This window comes from Lichenicola sp. (genome assembly GCF_965198575.1).
In the GTDB taxonomy this organism is placed as follows: domain Bacteria; phylum Pseudomonadota; class Alphaproteobacteria; order Acetobacterales; family Acetobacteraceae; genus Lichenicola.
Window position 1 is genome coordinate 2,266,692 of sequence record NZ_OZ240671.1, and the last position, 17,684, is coordinate 2,284,375.

The following is a 17,684-nucleotide window of genomic DNA, read 5'->3' on the forward strand; positions in this document are numbered from 1 at the left end:
CCTGGGCTCTACGGCATGTTGGCGCTGTCGCCGCCGGTCACCTCGAAGCTGGCGCCGGTGATCATCCGGGCTTCGTCGGAGGCCAGGAACACCACCATCGGCGCGACGTCGTTCGGATCGATCCACGGCACGCCCAGCGGCGACTTCGCGATCAGGCCCTCCTTGGCGGTCTCCTCGTCCTTCGACTCATCCCCCGAAGGCTCCTTGCCTGCCACCTGGATGGCCTGCTTGTAGCGTCCCTCGTTGCGGGTGAGCGGCGTGTCGATCAGCCCCGGGATCAGCACGTTGACGGTGATGTGGTGCTGTCCCAGCTCCATGGCGAGCGACTTCGCCAGCCCGATCAGGCCCCATTTCGTCGTCGAATACGCCGCCCCGAACTTCGTGCCGTGCCGTCCCTGCGTCGAGGACGTCACGATGATCCGCCCGGCGCCGCGCTCCACCAGCATCGGTGCGAACACCCGCAGCACGTTGGCAGTGCCGTTCAGGTTCACGTTGATCTGGGTGTGCCAATCCTCGTCCGCCATCTCCAGGAACGGCTTGAAGGCCTGCACCCCGGCATTGGCGAAGATGATGTCCAGCCCGTCGATCTCGGTCTTGATGTGCGCCGCCGCCTGCCGAACGGCGGCAATATCGCGCTGGTCGAAGGTGACACTCATCCAGCGCCCACCGGCCGCCTCCACCAGCCGGCCGGTTTCGGCCAGCTCCGCCGCTGTCGCCGGCACGACCTCGAGCGTCTGGTCGACGGCGGAGGCGACGTCCGCACCGATGACGTGCGCGCCTTCCCGGGCCAGCGCGATGGCCGCGGCGCGACCGATGCCGCGTGCAGCCCCCGTCACCAGTGCGGTCTTGCCATCGAGGCGAAACATGCGACCGGCGTCAACCTGCGCTTGATCCGACATATGCGATCTCTCCTTGCCTAACGCGGACGCCCCACCACCATCAGCCCGCACACCGCGGCGCCGAAGGTCAGTGCCGACTTGAGGCTGGGGCGGTTCTTGGTGGCCCAGAGCTGGACGCTCCTGGACCGCGCCTCACGGTCGAATGGGCCGTGCGTCGAGGACACGCGCGACGTCGGCCGGAACAGGTTCTCGTCGCGCGCGTCGGCGATGCCCTGGTTCGACGAGGTCATGCTGCGCGGCCCGAAACTGGCGAGCAGCCGGTCGGCGAGCGCCGGGGCGACCGCATTGAGCAGTCCGAGCTGCACCGTCTGGCCGCCGACAAGGACATCGCGGCGGCGGCTGGTCGCGGCGAAATGGATCGCGTCCGCGACCAGCTCGGGCTGATAGACCGGCGGCGGTGGCCGCGGCAGGCCGTCGATCCGGGCGGTGGCGTGGCTGTAGAACGGCGTGTTGACGCTTGGCGGATAGACGACGCTGATATGCACACGGCTGCGCTCGGCGATCAGCTCGGCCCGGACCGCCTCGGTGAAGCCGCGCATCGCCCACTTGGCACCGGAATAGGCCGAGAGCAGCGGAGTGCCGCGCAGGCCGATCGCCGAGCACACATTGACGATGGTGCCGGCGTTGCGTGGCCGCATCTGCTCGAGCGCGACACGTGTGCCGTTGACCGTGCCCATATAGACGACGTCGGTGACGCGGCGGAATTCCTCGTCCGACATGTTGGTGAAATGCGCGAAGGTGCTGACCCCGGCATTGTTGATCCAGACATCGACCGGACCGAGCGCCTCGATGATCGTCGCGGCCGCCTGGCGGAGTGCGGCGCCGTCCGTCACGTCGGCGATTGCGGTCGCAACGCTTGCGGGGTCCGCGGCCAGCGACTCCGCCGCCGCGTCCAGTGCCGCGATGCCGCGCGCGATCAGGCCGACGCGCCAGCCTTTCTGGGCAAAAAGCTGGGCGGTGCTGAGACCGATCCCCGACGAGCCGCCGGTGATGATGACGACGCCTGATGTTTGCTGTTCCGACATGCCTGCCCCCACGTCCGGGCAAAGGCCCGCACCCGACCATCAGCTGGGTCGGGCGACGTGCGAACCAACGCCCGCCCCCGGGCAAAAGCCGGCGTCGAACGAACTCGTGAACGCCTGCCGGGCCGATGCCTGTTCCGGGTTCAGTGGCTCATCGGCGGGACCTGGCCGTCCTTCGGATAGGCCGGCAGCAGCGGGGGCGGCGCCGGCACCCCGTGCGGGGTCTGGCCGAGCTGGTCGGTCAGCAGCTTCACCCCGGTCTCGAGCTGGATGTCGTGGTCGGTCTGGTACTCCGACGGCACATCCTCGACCTCGACGTCCGGATCGACGCCATGGTTCTCGATGATCCACTGGCTGTCGGTGCCGTACAGGCTGTCCTCGGGGACGGTGATGTAGCCGCCATCGAGCATCGTCCACTCGCCGCGGATGCCGCGCACGCCGCCCCAGGTGCGGGTGCCGACCAGCTTGCCGAGCCCGTACTTGCGGAAATAGTACGGGAAGATGTCGCCGTCCGACGCCGAGTAGTGGTTCATCAGCGTCACCTTCGGCCCGTCCACCAGCTGCCGCGGGATCGTCATCGCGGCGCGCTCGCGGTTGGTGGACATGCCGATCAGCACACGACGCAACCGCTCCAGCACCATCTGGTCGATGAACCCGCCATTGTTCCAGCGGTCGTCGATGACCAGCGCCTGCTTGTCGATCTGTGGATAGAACTGGCGCATGAACTGCTCCATCCCCAGGCTCTCCATGTCGGACAGGTAGATGTAGCCGACACGACCGCCCGAGAGCTTGTCCACCTTCTGCCGGTTGTGGTCGATCCAGTACTGCTCTCGCACTGCCAGCTCGTTCGGGATCGGATCCACCGTCACGTCGCGGGGCGTTGCCGTGGCGGATGCCGAGACCGTCAGCGTCACCGGACCTTGCAGTCCCACGAACAGGCTTTCCGGGTCCGCAGGCGCCTTCAGCTGCTGGCCGTTCACCGCGAGCAGATAATCGCCCTCATGCACATTGACGCCGGGCTCGGTGAGCGGGCTGCGATAGCGCTTGCGGGTGTTGTCGCCGGGATAGATTTTCGCAAACCGGTAGCGTCCGCTGGCACTGTCGAGCGCATAATCGACGCCGAGCAGCGGCGTGCTCACCGCGTCGGTCGGGTTGCCGTCGTCGCCGCCGCCAACATAGGTGTGCGAGTTGCCGATCTCGCCCTGGATCTGGCCGATCAGGTAGTTCAGGTCCTCTCGCGTGCCAACCAGCGGCAGCAGCTTCACGTACTTGTCGTGCACCGCTTGCCAATCGTTTCCGTTCATCACCGCGCTGTAGAACAGGTCCCGATCCAGCCGCCAGGCGTTCTCGAACATCTCGGCCCACTCCTGGGTCGGCTCGATCCGTGCGCGCATGGCGTCGAGTGCCAGGGTCTTGTCGTTGCTGTGACCGGGCTTCGCCTCGATGACGTGCCACTCCTTGTCCTGCTTGTACAGGACCTTGGTCCCGTCGGCGGAGAGCGCGTAGTTGTCGAGCCCCTCGACCACGATCGCATCCTTGCGCGTGGTCAGGTCGTACACGTGCAGGGCGGATTTCTCGCCGGGCAGGTTGCCCTCGATCAATGGCGGCGATTGTGTCTGGTAGAAGATCCGGCTGCCGCGCGTATCCATTGCGGTAATGTCGGCGGGCTCGATCGGGACAGGCACGGCGCGCTGCATCAGGCCGTCGAAATCGATATGGATCGGCGCCGAAAGTCCCGGCTGCCATGGTTTCGCGTCGCCCTTCGCCGCATCAGCATGGGCGCTCGTGGTGTGACCAGGCGCCGCGTGGGCTGGCGGAGCGGCCGGCGTCGCAATGGTGTCGACAATGCCCTCATCCGATTGCGGCGCGAACGGCGACGCTGCAGTTGCGGAAAGGGTCGCCGCGTAGATGCCATTGGATTTCAGCGCGGCGACATTCTGCTCGTCATCGGAGAAAGTCGGCAACTCGTGGCGGCTCGACACGAACAGTAGCAGCTTGCCATCCGGCGAGAATGACGGATCGAAATCGCTGTTCATCGGCGAGCTGACGATCGTGTCCTGGCCCACGGCGATCTCGTAGAGATGGATCGCCTGCATCTGGTTCGGTCGCTGCGTGCTGAAGGCGAGCCACTTGCCGTCCGGCGAGAACGCCGCGTCATGGATCTCGTTGTATGTGTTGGACGCCACCAGCCTGGGCTCGCTGCCGTCGGTGGTGACCAGCCAGAGATTATGGTTGCCGTCCGGCACCGCCAGCGTGCGTCCGTCCGGCGACCATACCGGCGTGTAATAGAACCCCGTCCTGAAGTGGGTGATGAGCCGCTCGCCAGCCGCGGGCATGCCGGCAGTCTGGCCCGGGCTCTGGCCGGTCGCCTGCGTCATCGGCTGGCCGGGGACCGCGGGTCGCACGGCGATCTGTTGGCTGCCGCCGATGTCGGTGGTGTAGGCGATCGTGCGGCCGTCCGGCGACCAGGCCGGGTGGTCCTCGTCGGCGTTGCTGGTGTTGGTGAGATCGCGGATCGCGCCATGCTCCGCCGGCACCGTGAAGAGGTCGCCGCGTGCCGAGAACGCCGCCCGCGCGCCGTTCGGGGACAGCGCGTAGTCGACATTCTGCGACGTGTCGGTGGCGCGGATCGCGTCGGCCACCTTGGTCCAACGCGTCTGCGTCCGGGTTCCGTCATCCGGCACGCTGACCGTGACCTCGTGCAACTGCTGGCTCGGCAGGTCGATCGACCACAGCTTGCCGCCCTGCTGGAAGGTGATGGTGGCGGCAGCCCCTGCACTCACGCCGAGCGACGGAAAATCCACGTCGTAATTGGTGAAGTGGGTGACCTGGGTGAACTGCTTGCTATCCAGGTCATAGACCCAGATGTTGGCGCGCCGCGCCGCATCCCGGTCGGACAGGAAATAGATCTTCCGCCCGTACCACATCGGCGAGGTGTCGTTGCCCTTGAAGTCGGTGATGCGCACGAGCTGCTTGCTGTTGAAGTCGTACGTATAGACGTCCGGCGCACGGCCGCCGTCATAGCGTTTCCAGGTGCGGAAATCGCGGAAGATGCGGGTGTAGGCGATGCTGTGGCCGTCCGGCCCGTAGGTCAGCAGCCCGGCACGATCGAGCGGCAGCGGCGTCGGCAATCCGCCTGCGACCGGCACCTGGAACACCCGGTGCACCGACGGATTCCAGTCCATCCGGCGCGACATGAACACGATGTTCTTGGAGTCCGGCGTCCAGGTGACGACCATGTTGTCCGGACCCCAGCGGGTCGGCGCCTTGGCCACCACGTCGGAGTGGAAGGTCAGCCGCCGGGCCACGCCGCCGCCGGCCGGGATCACATAGACGTCCTGGTTGCCCTGGTAGCTGGCGGTGAAGGCGATCCACTGCCCGTCCGGCGAATAGCGCGGCATCAGGTCCTGGCCCGGATCGGCAGTGAGCCGCTGCGCCGTGCCACCCGACTTCGACACCGTCCACAGATTGCCGTGCGCCACGAACACGATCCGGTCGCCATGCGAGTTCGGGAATCGCATCAGCGTCGGCGGCACCGCGGGCGCGGCACCCTGGGCGAGGGCGGTTCCGGTCGACAGCGCCGTCGCCGACAGCAGCCCCATCAGCAAGGCGAGGCGACACCGGATCGTGTTGGTCATCGAGACGGGTTCCTGGACCACAAGGGAGTTTCGAGGGGACGGCATGTGCGGATGAGCGTCAAGCGACTTGCACCCGAGTTGCAGCGCCGCTAGCGTCCCGCCCGCATCAGGAGTTGGGTTGGCCCCCAACGCCAACCTGCCTCCCCGGGCAAGGTGGCGTCCCGTCAGGGAGATGCGGCCGTTTCCGGCAAACCACGGGACATCTGCCTCACGAGGCGGGCCGCACGCGATCCATGACGACGGCCAGCCGGCTCCGACGGACGGAGTTGGATAGTGCTGCTGGACGTGCCGACCAAGGCTGAAACTTCCCGGACCAGCCCGACCAGTACCGACACGACCATGCCCGGCGTCGTCAGCGCCGATGACCGGCTGCGTCGTCCGCTCTTCGTCGGGGCCGGTGACGAGACCGAGTATGTCTGCTCCAGCGCGCTGACCGACCATCTCGGCCGTGCGCGCCCCGCGGCCTGGCACCTGGTGCTGCATCGGGCAGGGGGCGAGACCTGGACGCACCTGTATCGTGTGCTGCCCGATCATGGTGGCCACGTGATGGTGCTGCTCGCCCGTGCCTGCGCCGGCGACGCCCGGGAGGCGCTGCGCCGCATCGCGGTCCGGGCGGCACTCGGCCTGGCATGAGGTGGCGGGCATGAAGGTGGCCGGCATGAAGGTGGGGGCATGAGCAGCCTTTCATGTCGTGGCCCCTTCCGGTCCGGGCTGTAGGCTGCGAGGCTACGAACCAGCCCGGCAGTATCCGGAAAGGACGCCAACCGATGACCACCCAGCCCGCGTCGACGCCTGGCATCGTCACCGTCACGCTGAACCCAGCGATCGACCTGACCATGCGGCTCAAGGAGCTGATCCCCGGCACAGTGCACCGGGCCTCGGACGCCGCGTGGGCCGCCGGGGGCAAGGGTATCAACGTGGCCGGCTGTCTCTCCGACTGGCGCCAGTCGCACGAACCGCAGATCATCGCGACCGGCCTGCTGGGTGCCGATAATGCGCCGACCTTCGAGAGCTTCTTCGCCGCCAAGGCGATCATCGACCGCTTCGTGCGGATCCCCGGCCACACCCGCACCAACATCAAGCTGCTGGACGACACCACGGGCGACATCACCGACATCAACCCGGCCGGCCTGACCCCCGAGCAGACCGAGCTGGACCAGTTCCGCGCGATGCTGGCAGCCGATGTCGTGCCAGGCTCGATCGTCGTGCTGTCGGGCAGCCTGCCGCCGGGCCTGGCGCCCAGCACCTACCGCGAGATCCTCACCGGGCTGAACCGGCAGGGCGCTCGCGCGATCCTCGATGCCGGCGGCCGCGCCTTCCGGGACGCCATGGCCTCGCCGCCCGAATCAATGCCGTGGGCGGTGAAGCCGAACCAGCAGGAGCTCGAAGCCTGGGCGGGTGGCCGGTTTGCCGACCTCGGCGACATGGTCCGGGCGGCACACCGGCTGTGCCGCCAGGGGATCGGCCTGGTAGTGGTGTCGCGCGGCGCCGAGGGCGCGCTGTTCGTGAGCGAGCGCCACGTCCTGCTCGGCCGGCCACCGATTCTGAATGTCGCGAGCACGGTCGGTGCCGGCGATGCGCTGGTGGCGGGGCTGGTGGCGGCGTTGTCGGAAAAGGCAGAGCCGGAACGGGTGGCACGCCTGGCACTGTCGTTCGCGGCGGCCAAGCTCGCTCAGCATGGCCCGAACCTGCCGGACCGCGCGGCGGTGCTCGCGCAGTTCGGCAAGATGACGATCGAGCGCCTGCCACCGCCGGCCTGAATATTCCTGAGGGTGCTACCCAGGCACCCTCTGCTTCAGCGCGAACGTGTCCAGCAGCTCCCACGGGCCGTCGAGATAGCGCCAGAGCTGCAGGCTGGCCGCCTCGGTCTCGAACGGCACGAATCCGCGCGCCAGCTGATCGAGCAGTGCCCGCGCGGTCGGCGGTTCCACCTTATTCTGTACCGTCACGTGCGGCCGCCACCCCTGGGCGTCCTGTGGTGTCAGCCAGGCCGCCCAATCCCGGGCCAGCTCTGCCCGGATCCTCTGCAGCACCGGTGCCTGCAACCGGAACGCGACGCCGCGACCGAGCGGGAACGGCGCCTCAACACGCACCACCGGGCGCTCCGGGAGGTCGCCCAGCGCAAGCGCCTGCAGCCGCCGTACGATCGGGGCGCGGGCCTCGCCCGGGAGGTGGTGGAACAACGAAACATGCACCGGCACCACATTGCGATCGGCCGGAAAATGCTGGTTTCGGAGGGTCTGGAACAGGGCCTGGACAGGCTCGGCCAACGTCGCCGTCAGCAGCAGCGGCGCACGCCCGCGTGAGGAGGTCGGGTCGGCCGCGGAGCCAGGCTGGTCATCGTGTTGCGTGGTCATATGCCCCATGCTAGACGCCGGGCAACGGTCGAGGCGGGCAAAAATCCGCAGATAATTGCAAGCCGACGATGGAAGGGACGAGCCAGAGTGACTTCGGACGGCACCACAACGTCTCCGATCGCCCGGCGTCCCTCCGGCGCGGCCGGCCGTTACGCAACCGCGCTGTACGATCTTGCCGATGAGCGCCACGACCTCGACGCCGTGGTCGACCAGGCAGACGCGCTCGGCCGGCTGATCGACGGCAGCGCCGAGCTGCGGTCGCTGCTCGCCAATCCGGTGCTCGACGTCGCCCAGGGCCGCAACGCGATCCTGGCGGTGATGGTGGCACAGGGGTTCGGCGAGATCCTGCAGCACTTCGTCGGCGTGGTGGCCAACAACCGCCGCCTCTCCGACCTGCGTGGCATCGTGGCCGCCTTCGCCGCCCTGGTCGCCAGCCGCCGCGGCATCATCAGCGCCGAGGTGTCGAGCGCCTCCCCGCTGACCGACCTGCAGCGCATCCAGCTGCGCGCCCGCCTGACCGAAGCCGGCTACGGCCGGGTCGACATCCGCGAGCGTGTGGATGCGGCGCTGCTCGGCGGCCTCGTGGTCCGCGTCGGGCCACGTTTGTATGATGCCAGCCTCCAGTCCCGCCTTGCCCGCCTGCACTACGCCATGAAGGGAGCCGCGTGATGGAGATCCGTCCCGCCGAGATTTCGGACATCCTCAAGCAGCAGATCGCCAACTTCGACACCGAGAGCGACATTGCCGAGACCGGCACCGTGCTGTCGGTCGGTGACGGCATCGCCCGCGCCTATGGCCTGCAGAACGTGATGTCCGGCGAGATGGTCGAGTTCCCCCGCGCCGGCGTGCGCGGCATGGCGCTCAACCTCGAGAGCGACAATGTCGGCATCGTGATCTTCGGCGACGACCGCGCGATCCGCGAGGGCGACACCGTCAACCGCACCGGCACCGTGGTCGACGTGCCGGTCGGCCGTGGCCTGCTCGGCCGCGTGGTGGACGGGCTCGGCAACCCGATCGACGGCAAGGGTCCGCTGGTCGATGTCGAGCGCCGGCGCGCCGAGGTGAAGGCGCCCGGCATCATGCCGCGGCAGTCCGTGTCGGAGCCGATGCAGACCGGCATCAAGGCGATCGACGCGCTGGTGCCGATCGGCCGTGGCCAGCGCGAGCTGATCATCGGCGACCGCCAGACCGGCAAGACCGCGATCGTCCTCGACAGCTTCATCGCGCAGAAGACGGTGAACGCGCTCGGCGACGACAAGAAGTCGCTCTATTGCATCTATGTCGCCATCGGCCAGAAGCGCTCCACCGTCGCGCAGATCGTGCGCACGCTCGAGGAGAACGGCGCGATGGAGTACACCATCGTGGTCGCCGCGACAGCCTCCGATCCGGCCCCGATGCAGTATCTGGCGCCGTACACCGGCGCCACCATGGGCGAGTTCTTCCGCGACAACGGCATGCACGCGCTGATCGCCTATGACGATCTCTCGAAGCAGGCGGTCGCCTATCGCCAGATGTCGCTGCTGCTGCGCCGTCCGCCGGCTCGCGAAGCCTATCCGGGCGACGTGTTCTACCTGCATTCCCGCCTGCTCGAGCGCGCCGCCAAGATGTCCGACGCGTTCGGCGGGGGCTCGCTGACGGCGCTGCCGGTGATCGAGACCCAGGCCGGCGACGTGTCGGCCTACATCCCGACCAACGTCATTTCCATCACCGACGGCCAGATCTTCCTCGAGACCGAGCTGTTCTTCCGCGGCATCCGCCCGGCGGTGAATGTCGGCGGATCGGTGTCGCGCGTCGGTTCGGCGGCACAGATCAAGGCGATGAAGCAGGTCGCCGGCAAGATCAAGCTGGAGCTGGCGCAGTATCGAGAGATGGCGGCGTTCTCGCAGTTCGCCTCCGACCTGGACGCGGCGACGCAGCAGCAGTTGGCCCGTGGCGCGCGCCTGACCGAGCTGCTGAAGCAGCCGCAGAACTCGCCCTACCCGGTCGAGGAGTCCGTGGCGGTGCTGTTCGCCGGCACCCGCGGCTTCCTCGACAAGGTGCCGGTGGACAAGGTGGTCGGCTTCGAGCGGCAGTACCTGTCGGAGCTGCGCGCCAATGGCGACGGCATCCTGGAGTCGATCCGCGACCAGCGCGAGATCAAGAAGGACACCGACGAGAAGCTGACCAAGTTCCTGACCGACTTCACGCGCCGCATCACGCAGGGCTGAGGGCACCTAAGGCATGCCCTCGCTCAAGGAGCTGCGCGCGCGGATCACCAGCGTGAAGTCGACGCGCAAGATCACCAGCGCCATGAAGATGGTCGCGGCCGCCAAGCTGCGTCGCGCCCAGGTGCGTGCGGAGGCGGCACGTCCGTACGCCGAGGCGATGCAGCGCATGCTTGCCGCGTTGGCCCGCAACGTTGCCGGTCGTGAGGGTGCGCCCAAGCTGCTCGCCGGGACCGGCAAGGACCAGGTGCACCTGATCATCTCGGTGACCAGCGACCGTGGCCTGGCCGGCGGCTTCAACGCCAATATCGGTCGCGCCACCCGCCGGCTGGTGCAGCGCCTCGAGGGCGAGGGCAAGACCGTCAAGCTGCTGCCGGTGGGCCGCAAGGGCGGCGACTATCTGGCCCGGGAATACCGCGACCGCATCGTCGATCGCATCCCCGGCTCGGGCGGTCGCGACGTGAACTTCACGGCCGCGGAAGAGCTCGGCGCGCGCGTCACGACGATGCTGGAGAAGGGCGAGTTCGACGTCGCCACGCTGGTGTTCAACCGCTTCAACAACGTGATGTCGCAGACGCCGACCGAGATCCAGCTGGTGCCGCTGGCGCTGCCGTCGAACGACAACGAGGTCGGCGACACGAACGGCGCCACCTACGAGTTCGAGCCGGACGAGGAAACGATCCTGGCCCGGCTGCTGCCGCGCAACCTCATGATCCAGCTCTACCGGGCGATGCTCGAGAGTGCCGCCGGCGAGCAGGGTGCCCGCATGACGGCGATGGACAGCGCCACCCGCAACGCCGGCAAGGCGATCGACCGGCTGACACAGAACTACAACCGCACCCGCCAGGCGAATATCACCAAGGAACTCATCGAGATCATCTCCGGCGCCGAAGCCGTCTGATTTCGATGTCCAGCCCCGATTTCCAGCCCCGACCCACAGCTTAGGAGCTGATCGTATGTCCACCACTCTCGAGGCTCCCGCCGCCACCAAGGCCAGCAACGTCGTCGGCCGCGTCACCCAGGTGAAGGGGCCGGTGGTGGATGTGCAGTTCGAAGGCGAGCTGCCGTTCATCCAGAACGCGCTGACCTGCCAGATCGGCGAGCAGAAGCTGGTGCTGGAAGTGGCGCTCGAGATCGGCGACCACGAGGTCCGCTGCATCGCCATGGACACCACCGACGGCCTGGTCCGCGGCACCGAGGTGCAGGACACCGGCGCGCCGATCATGATGCCGGTCGGGCCTGGCACGCTGGGCCGCATCCTGAACGTCATCGGCGAGCCGATCGACGAGCGCGGTCCGGTGCCGGCGGCGGCGTACTACCCGATCCATCGCGACGCGCCGTCCTTCGAGGAGCAGGCTGCGTCGTCCGAGATCCTCGTTACCGGCATCAAGGTGATCGACCTGCTCTGCCCCTACCTCAAGGGCGGCAAGATCGGACTGTTTGGCGGCGCCGGCGTCGGCAAGACGGTGCTGATCCAGGAGCTGATCAACAACATCGCCAAGGCGCATAGCGGCGTGTCGGTGTTCGCCGGCGTCGGCGAGCGCACCCGCGAGGGCAACGACCTCTATTACGAGATGATCGATGCCGGCGTGATCAAGCTGGGCGAGGGCACCACCGAGGGCTCCAAGGTGGCCCTGGTGTACGGCCAGATGAACGAGCCGCCGGGCGCCCGTGCCCGCGTGGCTCTGTCCGGCCTGACCGTCGCCGAATACTTCCGCGACGAGGAAGGCCAGGACGTGCTGTTCTTCGTCGACAACATCTTCCGCTTCACCCAGGCCGGCTCCGAGGTCTCGGCCCTCCTGGGTCGTATCCCGTCCGCGGTGGGCTACCAGCCGACGCTGGCCACCGATATGGGCGCACTTCAGGAGCGTATCACCTCGACCAAGAAGGGCTCGATCACATCGGTGCAGGCGATCTACGTGCCCGCCGACGACCTGACCGACCCGGCGCCGGCCACCTCGTTCGCCCATCTCGACGCCACCACGACGCTGAACCGCTCGATCGCCGAGCTCGGCATCTACCCGGCGGTCGATCCGCTCGATTCCACCTCGCGCTCGCTCGACCCGAAGATCGTCGGCGAGGAGCATTACCAGGTGGCGCGCGACGTGCAGCGTATCCTGCAGAGCTACAAGTCGCTGCAGGACATCATCGCCATCCTCGGCATGGATGAGCTGTCCGAGGACGACAAGCAGACCGTCGCCCGTGCCCGCCGGCTGCAGCGCTTCCTGAGCCAGCCGTTCCATGTCGCCGAGGTGTTCACCGGCGCTCCGGGCAAGCTGGTGTCGATCGAGGACACGGTCAGGTCGTTCAAGGCGATCGTCGCCGGCGAATACGACCACCTGCCGGAGAGCGCCTTCTACATGGTTGGCTCGATCGACGAGGCGGTTGCCAAGGCCGAGGGCATGAAGGGCGGCTCCAAGTAGGCGGCGGAAGCAGGGAGCAGGACGATGCCGATCGACGTCGAGATCGTCAGCCCGGAGAAGCGCCTGCTGGCGCGCGCGGTGGACATGGTCGTGGTGCCGGGCTCGGAGGGCGATCTCGCCGCCATGCCGGAGCACGCACCGATGATCGTGCTGCTGCGCGGCGGCGTGGTGTCGCTGCACCAGGGTGGCCAGGTAACGGATCGCTTCTTCGTTGCCGGCGGGTTCGCAGAGATCACCGGGGACCGGTGCACGATCCTGGCGGACCTGGCGACGCCGGTGTCGGACCTGTCGCGGGCTGACGGTGAGATCCGGCTGCGCGATGCGGAGGCCGCCTACGAGGCCGCAGACAAGACCGACATCACCACACTCGAGCCGCTGTTCGACCGCATCCAGTCCGCTCGCGCTTGGGTGGAGACCGCTTCAGGCAGCTGATCGGCGCTTTCCACGCGTCCACGGCCTCGGAGACGCCAGCTTCGATGGCCTGTGGCCCAAACCTGTGTTTACATATCCGTGACGAGGCACGTGCCTCATCTCGTGCTACGAGAGAGTCTCTTTCCTTCCGGAGCTAGACGTAACGGCATGATGGACCGGCTCAAGTGAATGCCAGCCATCAGCAACGCGGCCAGGCGGACCGGTCGGATCGGCATGTGACGCTGCTTGACGTCACCGGGATCGGCAAGCCTCAGCTCTGTGACCTGCTCGGAATGACCGGGATGGGGATCTGGGAATGGGATGTTGCAGAGAACCTGGTGCGCCTCGACCGACAGTCCCTTGTCATCGCCGGCTGGAGCGCGCCATTCCCGCAGACCCCGCAGGGGATCGTGAGCCGGATGCATGCCGACGATCAGCCGGCAGCTCTCGGCATCATCCAGAGCGTGCTCTCCGGCACCATCTCTACCTTCTCGATCAGCCCGAAAATACTCCGCGACGACGGCAACTGGATCTGCATCACGTTGCGTGGCCAGGTCACGCAACGCTGCCCCGCCGGCATGCCCGAGCGGCTCGTCGGCCTGACGTCGGAAGCCGACGAGGCGCGCTGGGTGTTGCAGCATCGGTCCTGGCCGCAGGACGTCGAGAGCTTCCTCGACAACGTCGAGATCGCGGCGTGGTGGTATGACGTCAAGTCGGACACGGTAGTACGCAGCCGGCACTGGGACGTCATGCTCGGCTATAGCGCTTCCGAAATGCAGGTGGGCCTCAAGGGCTGGCTCGACCTGGTGCATCCGGAGGATCGCTCCGTCGTGCTGGCTACCATTCGCCGTAACGATCGGCACGGCGTCGAAAGCTCCCAGAGCGAGTATCGACTGCGCTGCCGCGACGGCAGCTATATCTGGGTCGTTGATCGGGCGCGTATCCACGTCCGGACTGCGGAGGGTACGGCCGCAGTGCTGTCGGGCTATCTGGTCGATATCACCGCCCAGGTGGAGGCGCGCCGGGCCCTGGAAGCGTTGTCCAGTACCGACGGGCTGACCGCGGTCGCAAATCGGCGGCAGTTCGATGCGGTTGCGATCGAGATGTGGCGCACCGCGTCGCGTTCCGGGCGGCCACTCTGTGTGCTGCTGATCGATGTCGATTTCTTCAAGGCGTTCAACGACCGCTACGGGCACCAGGCGGGCGATGACTGCCTGCAGGATATTGCCGGAACGATGTCCCGCATGTTGCGAGGTGAGCGTGATCTGTTGGCCCGTTACGGCGGCGAGGAGTTCGCGGTGCTGCTGCCGGATTGCACGCTTGCGGACGCGCTGATCGTCGCCGAACGCATTCGACATGCGATTCATGGGCGCGGCATCCCGCACGACGCGCGGAGGAGCGGACCTCCGGTCGTCACCGCCAGCATCGGTGTCGCCAGCAGCCAGGCAAATCTCCTGTCCAGCCTGGAGAAGCTGATCGGTGCCGCCGACCAGGCGCTCTACGACGCCAAGGGCCAGGGCCGTGATCGCGTATGCTGGTCGGATGCGCCGTCCGGCGGTTCCTGACCGGCCACCGAGCCTGGCTGGCGATCCAGCCATAGTATGACATACTTCTCCGGAGTGCCTCCGGAGCCGACGATGTCGACCAGATTTCCCAAACAATCGATTCGCAAGACCATCATGCCGGCAATTTCGCTGGTCCCCCTTCTTGCCGGTCTCGCCGGATGCGTGACCAGTACCAACACCAACCTCGCGGTGGCGCCGTCCGCCGGTCCTGCCGCGCCGAGGGTCGTGTCTCGAACGGTGGTCCTGGTGCGGCGGCCCCCGCCGATCTTTGTCGCCGCAAGCGGCAAGCGGGCACGCCTTGCCAGCATGCATTCACTCAACCCGGACTGCTCGCTGGAAGGCTACATGACCGTGCGGGTCGTGGTGTCGCCGGCACATGGAACGGCCACCGTCGAGCGCGGTCTGTTCTACCCGAACTACCCGCACACCAACTCGCGCTCGGTCTGCAACAGCCAGCCGGCTGAAGGCATGGCGGCGTGGTACCAGTCCGCCCCGGGCTATGTCGGTCCGGATTACGTCGAACTCGAAGTCATCGAGCCTGACGGCAGGGCTGGAAACCTCGGGTTTCATATCGACGTGAGATGATCTCCTGTCCGCAGGATGATTCGCGCCTGGCTGGCGATCAGAAGCGGAAATCGACCGTCGACATATAGTAGGTTCCGTTCTGGGCGCCGGCTTTCTGGAACTGGCTCGAGGCCAGAAAGCGAGCCACGTCGTTGGTCCAGGTCAGGTGACGGGTAATTTTCAGAGCGGCACTCATTTGCGGGACGGTGCCGATATAGCCACCGCTGAAATTTCCGCGGAAACTATAGATGCGGCCGCTACCATAGACTGCGTCGTTCGTGCTCTCCCTCCAGAGTACCGGTGCCTTGACGCGCACGAACAGGCGGGGAATGGGCGCGACCTCGAGTACAGGAGAAGTGGCGACGAGGTTGGCTTCGGTGATGTACGTCGTCATGTCGGTATAGCCGCACACCGGGCTGTAGGGAGCAATGAAGGTTCCCACCGAGCCTGTCTTCTCCTTGTAGTTGCCGCCGGAATAAATATCCGTCTGTACGCCAAGGATCGGCTTGCCGATAACCTGGGCAAGACGAACACCCACAAAACTGTTCGCAGCGAACGCGCTGACGTCCCGGCTCACGTTGCTTTTTGCAGGTCGAAACTCGCCACCCTGATAGAGGGCGCCCAGCGAAAACTCGACCGGGCCAGCCTTGCCCCAGAGGCGCGTGCCCGGGTTGTGCCGGAGGGTCGAGCCTGCCTGGGTGGCGCTGATCTTCGCAGTTGGGATTGCCGCCGACGAACCGCCGAGCAGGTAGCCGTAATAGTAGAAGTCCAGGAATACCTGGCCCGGCTGCCGGTCGACCTTGAAGCTCGGCAGCGCCCAGGATTCATAGGCACCGAACATGCGGCTGTTCCAGTTCTGGTTGTCATGGAACATCTTGGTTTCGGTCGTGTTGGTCTGCACGAAATCGAAGACGTCGAGACGGGCGCGCTGCCAGATCGCGTATGCCCTGACGCCGTCCCAGGTGATCGGAACATTCGATTGGTCGCGGTTGCTCAGAAGATAGGCGGGTCCATCGAGAAAGGATTGTCGGCCCAATATCACCCCCGTCCTGGCGCCGAGAAGCGTGGCTTTTGCTTCGATGAACGCCTGCTGCAGGTCGAGCCGCTTTCGATAGAGGGTGTTGTAGCCGTAGCCGGCCCAGCCTGCGGCATCGCCGTTGATCAACTCGGCATACACCCGCAAGTGTTCGCCGAGATGAAGGTCCGCACCGTACAGCCCGCGCACGGTCATGCGGCCGGAATCGTACGGCTTCTGCTTGCCGAGGAAGGGCCGGTTCTCGAACCAGTTGCGCAGCCGTTCGTCGAGGCTCAGGGTCAGGTAGATGCTCTTGCTGTCATTGAGAGCGATGAATTTCAGCGGATCAAAGAAATCGTCACGCTTGGAGGGGTCTCGCAGGACCTGCCAATCCTCGGCCCAGCGTGAGACGCCGTAGCGCGCGACAGGGCCAAAACCGGCGGCGGTGCCATCATTGCCGTTGAACACTCCCCAGTCGCCCTGATGCACAACTGTAGGTGCCTGAGCCTTGGTGGGAAGCTGCACGGTCTCCGGCAGCGTGCTGGCGGGCGGACGATCCAGCAGCGACGGCGCTGTCGGCACCGATACGGCGGCTCCGGCCGCGGCGGGTGGCTGCGATGTGGCTGTCTGCGCTGCGGCTGCGTGAACGTGAACCAAGGCGCCGACACCAGCACCCAGAAGAAGACTTTGGAGAACGCGCGTCATGCCGCAGGCGGTCGGGATCAGTATCTTAACCATGGGGATGCGCCTACGTGCCAGTTCATCCCTGCAAAATGACAAGCCTTCCTTTATATTTTCTTAAGCTCCCTCAATCCGCTTTTATGATCGTAACGATGCCGAGCTTCTGGAACGGCAGCAGCTGGGCCTCCGTCGCATCGGCATCGGTGATCAGCGTCCAGGGCCGATCGAGCGGCGTCCATTCCTGGAATGCGGCCCGGCCCAGCTTGTCGGCTGTGGCCAGCACATAGAGCGCGTCGGCCTGCCGGGTCATCAGCTCCTTGAGTGCCGCCTGCGTAGCGGTCGCCTCGCACAGGCCGCGTCCGGCAACGACCCCGTCCGCGCCGAGAAAGGCGCGCGCTGCGGTGACCCGACGCAGCACCTGCTCGGCATGCGGACCGACGAAGCTCAGGCTGATCGGCCGGAGCATGCCGCCGACCGACAGCACCTCGATGCCCGGTGCGTCGGCCAGTGCGGTCAGGGTCGTCAGCCCGCTGGTGATGACGCGCAGGCCGGCGCGGTGGCGCAGCTCCACGGCAAGTGCGCCAGTCGTGGTGCCCGCATCGAGAATGACAGATTCACCGTCCTGCACGATCGCCGCGGCCAGACGCGCGATGGCCCGCTTCTGTGGCAGTCGATCGGTCGCGCGCTCGGCGAGGGACTGCTCCGGCATCCGAGCGCCGACCGGCACCGCACCGCCATACGTGCGCAGCAGAACTCCGTCGCGGGCCAGGATGTCCAGGTCGCGCCGAACCGTCGACAGCGAAACACCGAGCCGCTCGGCCAGCGACTCTGCGCTGGTCGTCCCGGTCGCGATCTGGTCGACGATCCGGGCTCGCCTGGCTCTTGCGGCCTTCATGGTGCCCGGT

At 66.8% G+C, this 17,684-nt stretch carries 15 protein-coding genes and 1 riboswitch; of the genes, 9 read left to right on the forward strand and 6 right to left on the reverse strand.

All coding sequences use genetic code 11. The features are described 5' to 3' along the window. Window positions 1-8 precede the first annotated feature (8 nt). The 3 genes from ACOEQ2_RS10335 to ACOEQ2_RS10345 form a co-directional block, all read right to left on the reverse strand. Entirely contained in the window at window positions 9-866 is an 858-nt protein-coding gene (locus ACOEQ2_RS10335) for an SDR family NAD(P)-dependent oxidoreductase (protein ID WP_419727896.1), read from the reverse strand. 50 nt (window positions 867-916) lie between these two features. Then, window positions 917-1,924 carry an SDR family oxidoreductase gene (locus ACOEQ2_RS10340; protein WP_419727897.1) on the reverse strand — a complete coding sequence of 336 codons (1,008 nt, stop codon included), beginning with the start codon at window positions 1,922-1,924 and terminating at the stop codon, window positions 917-919. A 140-nt stretch (window positions 1,925-2,064) separates the two neighbouring features. Next, a complete protein-coding gene (locus tag ACOEQ2_RS10345; protein ID WP_419727898.1) occupies window positions 2,065-5,559 on the reverse strand; it encodes a S41 family peptidase in 3,495 nt (1,164 codons plus the stop codon). Between the two features lie 98 nt (window positions 5,560-5,657). Further along, a riboswitch (SAM-I-IV-variant riboswitch) is annotated at window positions 5,658-5,764 on the forward strand. A 68-nt stretch (window positions 5,765-5,832) separates the two neighbouring features. Here ACOEQ2_RS10345 and ACOEQ2_RS10350 point away from each other — a divergent pair. Then, window positions 5,833-6,192 carry a hypothetical protein gene (locus tag ACOEQ2_RS10350; RefSeq protein ID WP_419727899.1) on the forward strand — a complete coding sequence of 120 codons (360 nt, stop codon included), beginning with the start codon at window positions 5,833-5,835 and terminating at the stop codon, window positions 6,190-6,192. Between the two features lie 134 nt (window positions 6,193-6,326). Continuing rightward, a complete protein-coding gene (locus ACOEQ2_RS10355) occupies window positions 6,327-7,319 on the forward strand; it encodes a 1-phosphofructokinase family hexose kinase (RefSeq protein ID WP_419727900.1) in 993 nt (330 codons plus the stop codon). A gap of 15 nt (window positions 7,320-7,334) precedes the next feature. Here ACOEQ2_RS10355 and ACOEQ2_RS10360 read toward each other — a convergent pair whose 3' ends face one another. Then, entirely contained in the window at window positions 7,335-7,916 is a 582-nt protein-coding gene (locus ACOEQ2_RS10360) for a 2'-5' RNA ligase family protein (RefSeq protein WP_419727901.1), read from the reverse strand. Window positions 7,917-8,003: 87 nt separating this feature from the next. Here ACOEQ2_RS10360 and atpH point away from each other — a divergent pair, with 87 nt between their 5' ends. From atpH to ACOEQ2_RS10395, 7 genes are all read left to right on the forward strand, one after another. Then, window positions 8,004-8,585 (forward strand): ATP synthase F1 subunit delta, encoded by a 582-nt coding sequence (atpH, locus tag ACOEQ2_RS10365; RefSeq protein ID WP_419727902.1) that lies wholly within the window; start codon window positions 8,004-8,006, stop codon window positions 8,583-8,585. Further along, window positions 8,585-10,123 (forward strand): F0F1 ATP synthase subunit alpha, encoded by a 1,539-nt coding sequence (atpA, locus tag ACOEQ2_RS10370; RefSeq protein WP_419727903.1) that lies wholly within the window; start codon window positions 8,585-8,587, stop codon window positions 10,121-10,123. Before atpH ends, atpA begins: the two co-directional genes overlap by 1 nt. A 13-nt stretch (window positions 10,124-10,136) precedes the next feature. Then, window positions 10,137-11,021 carry a F0F1 ATP synthase subunit gamma gene (locus ACOEQ2_RS10375; RefSeq protein WP_419727904.1) on the forward strand — a complete coding sequence of 295 codons (885 nt, stop codon included), beginning with the start codon at window positions 10,137-10,139 and terminating at the stop codon, window positions 11,019-11,021. 55 nt (window positions 11,022-11,076) lie between these two features. Continuing rightward, window positions 11,077-12,543 carry a F0F1 ATP synthase subunit beta gene (atpD, locus tag ACOEQ2_RS10380; protein ID WP_419727905.1) on the forward strand — a complete coding sequence of 489 codons (1,467 nt, stop codon included), beginning with the start codon at window positions 11,077-11,079 and terminating at the stop codon, window positions 12,541-12,543. A 24-nt stretch (window positions 12,544-12,567) separates the two neighbouring features. Continuing rightward, the gene (gene atpC / locus ACOEQ2_RS10385; RefSeq protein ID WP_419727906.1) at window positions 12,568-12,975 is read left to right on the forward strand and encodes an ATP synthase F1 subunit epsilon; all 408 of its coding nucleotides are present in this window, start codon (window positions 12,568-12,570) and stop codon (window positions 12,973-12,975) included. 215 nt (window positions 12,976-13,190) lie between these two features. Further along, complete coding sequence (locus ACOEQ2_RS10390; RefSeq protein WP_419727907.1) at window positions 13,191-14,519, forward strand: GGDEF domain-containing protein; 1,329 nt, start codon at window positions 13,191-13,193, stop codon at window positions 14,517-14,519. A gap of 72 nt (window positions 14,520-14,591) precedes the next feature. Continuing rightward, window positions 14,592-15,104 (forward strand): hypothetical protein, encoded by a 513-nt coding sequence (locus ACOEQ2_RS10395; RefSeq protein WP_419727908.1) that lies wholly within the window; start codon window positions 14,592-14,594, stop codon window positions 15,102-15,104. 37 nt (window positions 15,105-15,141) lie between these two features. On the opposite strand, the gene ACOEQ2_RS10400 is transcribed toward ACOEQ2_RS10395, so the two are convergent. Together ACOEQ2_RS10400 and ACOEQ2_RS10405 are read right to left on the reverse strand one after the other, a co-directional pair. Then, entirely contained in the window at window positions 15,142-16,836 is a 1,695-nt protein-coding gene (locus tag ACOEQ2_RS10400) for an alginate export family protein (protein ID WP_419727909.1), read from the reverse strand. 70 nt (window positions 16,837-16,906) lie between these two features. Next, window positions 16,907-17,674 (reverse strand): DeoR/GlpR family DNA-binding transcription regulator, encoded by a 768-nt coding sequence (locus ACOEQ2_RS10405; RefSeq protein WP_419727910.1) that lies wholly within the window; start codon window positions 17,672-17,674, stop codon window positions 16,907-16,909. Window positions 17,675-17,684 lie beyond the last annotated feature (10 nt).

Excerpts from the sequence above, each read along its gene's own strand:
- ACOEQ2_RS10335 (WP_419727896.1), bottom strand. The coding sequence starts at position 866 with ATGTTTCGCCTCGATGGCAAGACCGCACTGGTGACGGGGGCTGCACGC.
- ACOEQ2_RS10340 (WP_419727897.1), bottom strand. The coding sequence starts at position 1,924 with ATGTCGGAACAGCAAACATCAGGCGTCGTCATCATCACCGGCGGCTCG.
- ACOEQ2_RS10345 (WP_419727898.1), bottom strand. The coding sequence starts at position 5,559 with ATGACCAACACGATCCGGTGTCGCCTCGCCTTGCTGATGGGGCTGCTG.
- ACOEQ2_RS10355 (WP_419727900.1), top strand. The coding sequence starts at position 6,327 with ATGACCACCCAGCCCGCGTCGACGCCTGGCATCGTCACCGTCACGCTG.
- ACOEQ2_RS10360 (WP_419727901.1), bottom strand. The coding sequence starts at position 7,916 with ATGACCACGCAACACGATGACCAGCCTGGCTCCGCGGCCGACCCGACC.
- atpA (WP_419727903.1), top strand. The coding sequence starts at position 8,585 with ATGGAGATCCGTCCCGCCGAGATTTCGGACATCCTCAAGCAGCAGATC.
- ACOEQ2_RS10375 (WP_419727904.1), top strand. The coding sequence starts at position 10,137 with ATGCCCTCGCTCAAGGAGCTGCGCGCGCGGATCACCAGCGTGAAGTCG.
- atpD (WP_419727905.1), top strand. The coding sequence starts at position 11,077 with ATGTCCACCACTCTCGAGGCTCCCGCCGCCACCAAGGCCAGCAACGTC.
- atpC (WP_419727906.1), top strand. The coding sequence starts at position 12,568 with ATGCCGATCGACGTCGAGATCGTCAGCCCGGAGAAGCGCCTGCTGGCG.
- ACOEQ2_RS10395 (WP_419727908.1), top strand. The coding sequence starts at position 14,592 with ATGTCGACCAGATTTCCCAAACAATCGATTCGCAAGACCATCATGCCG.
- ACOEQ2_RS10400 (WP_419727909.1), bottom strand. The coding sequence starts at position 16,836 with ATGGTTAAGATACTGATCCCGACCGCCTGCGGCATGACGCGCGTTCTC.
- ACOEQ2_RS10405 (WP_419727910.1), bottom strand. The coding sequence starts at position 17,674 with ATGAAGGCCGCAAGAGCCAGGCGAGCCCGGATCGTCGACCAGATCGCG.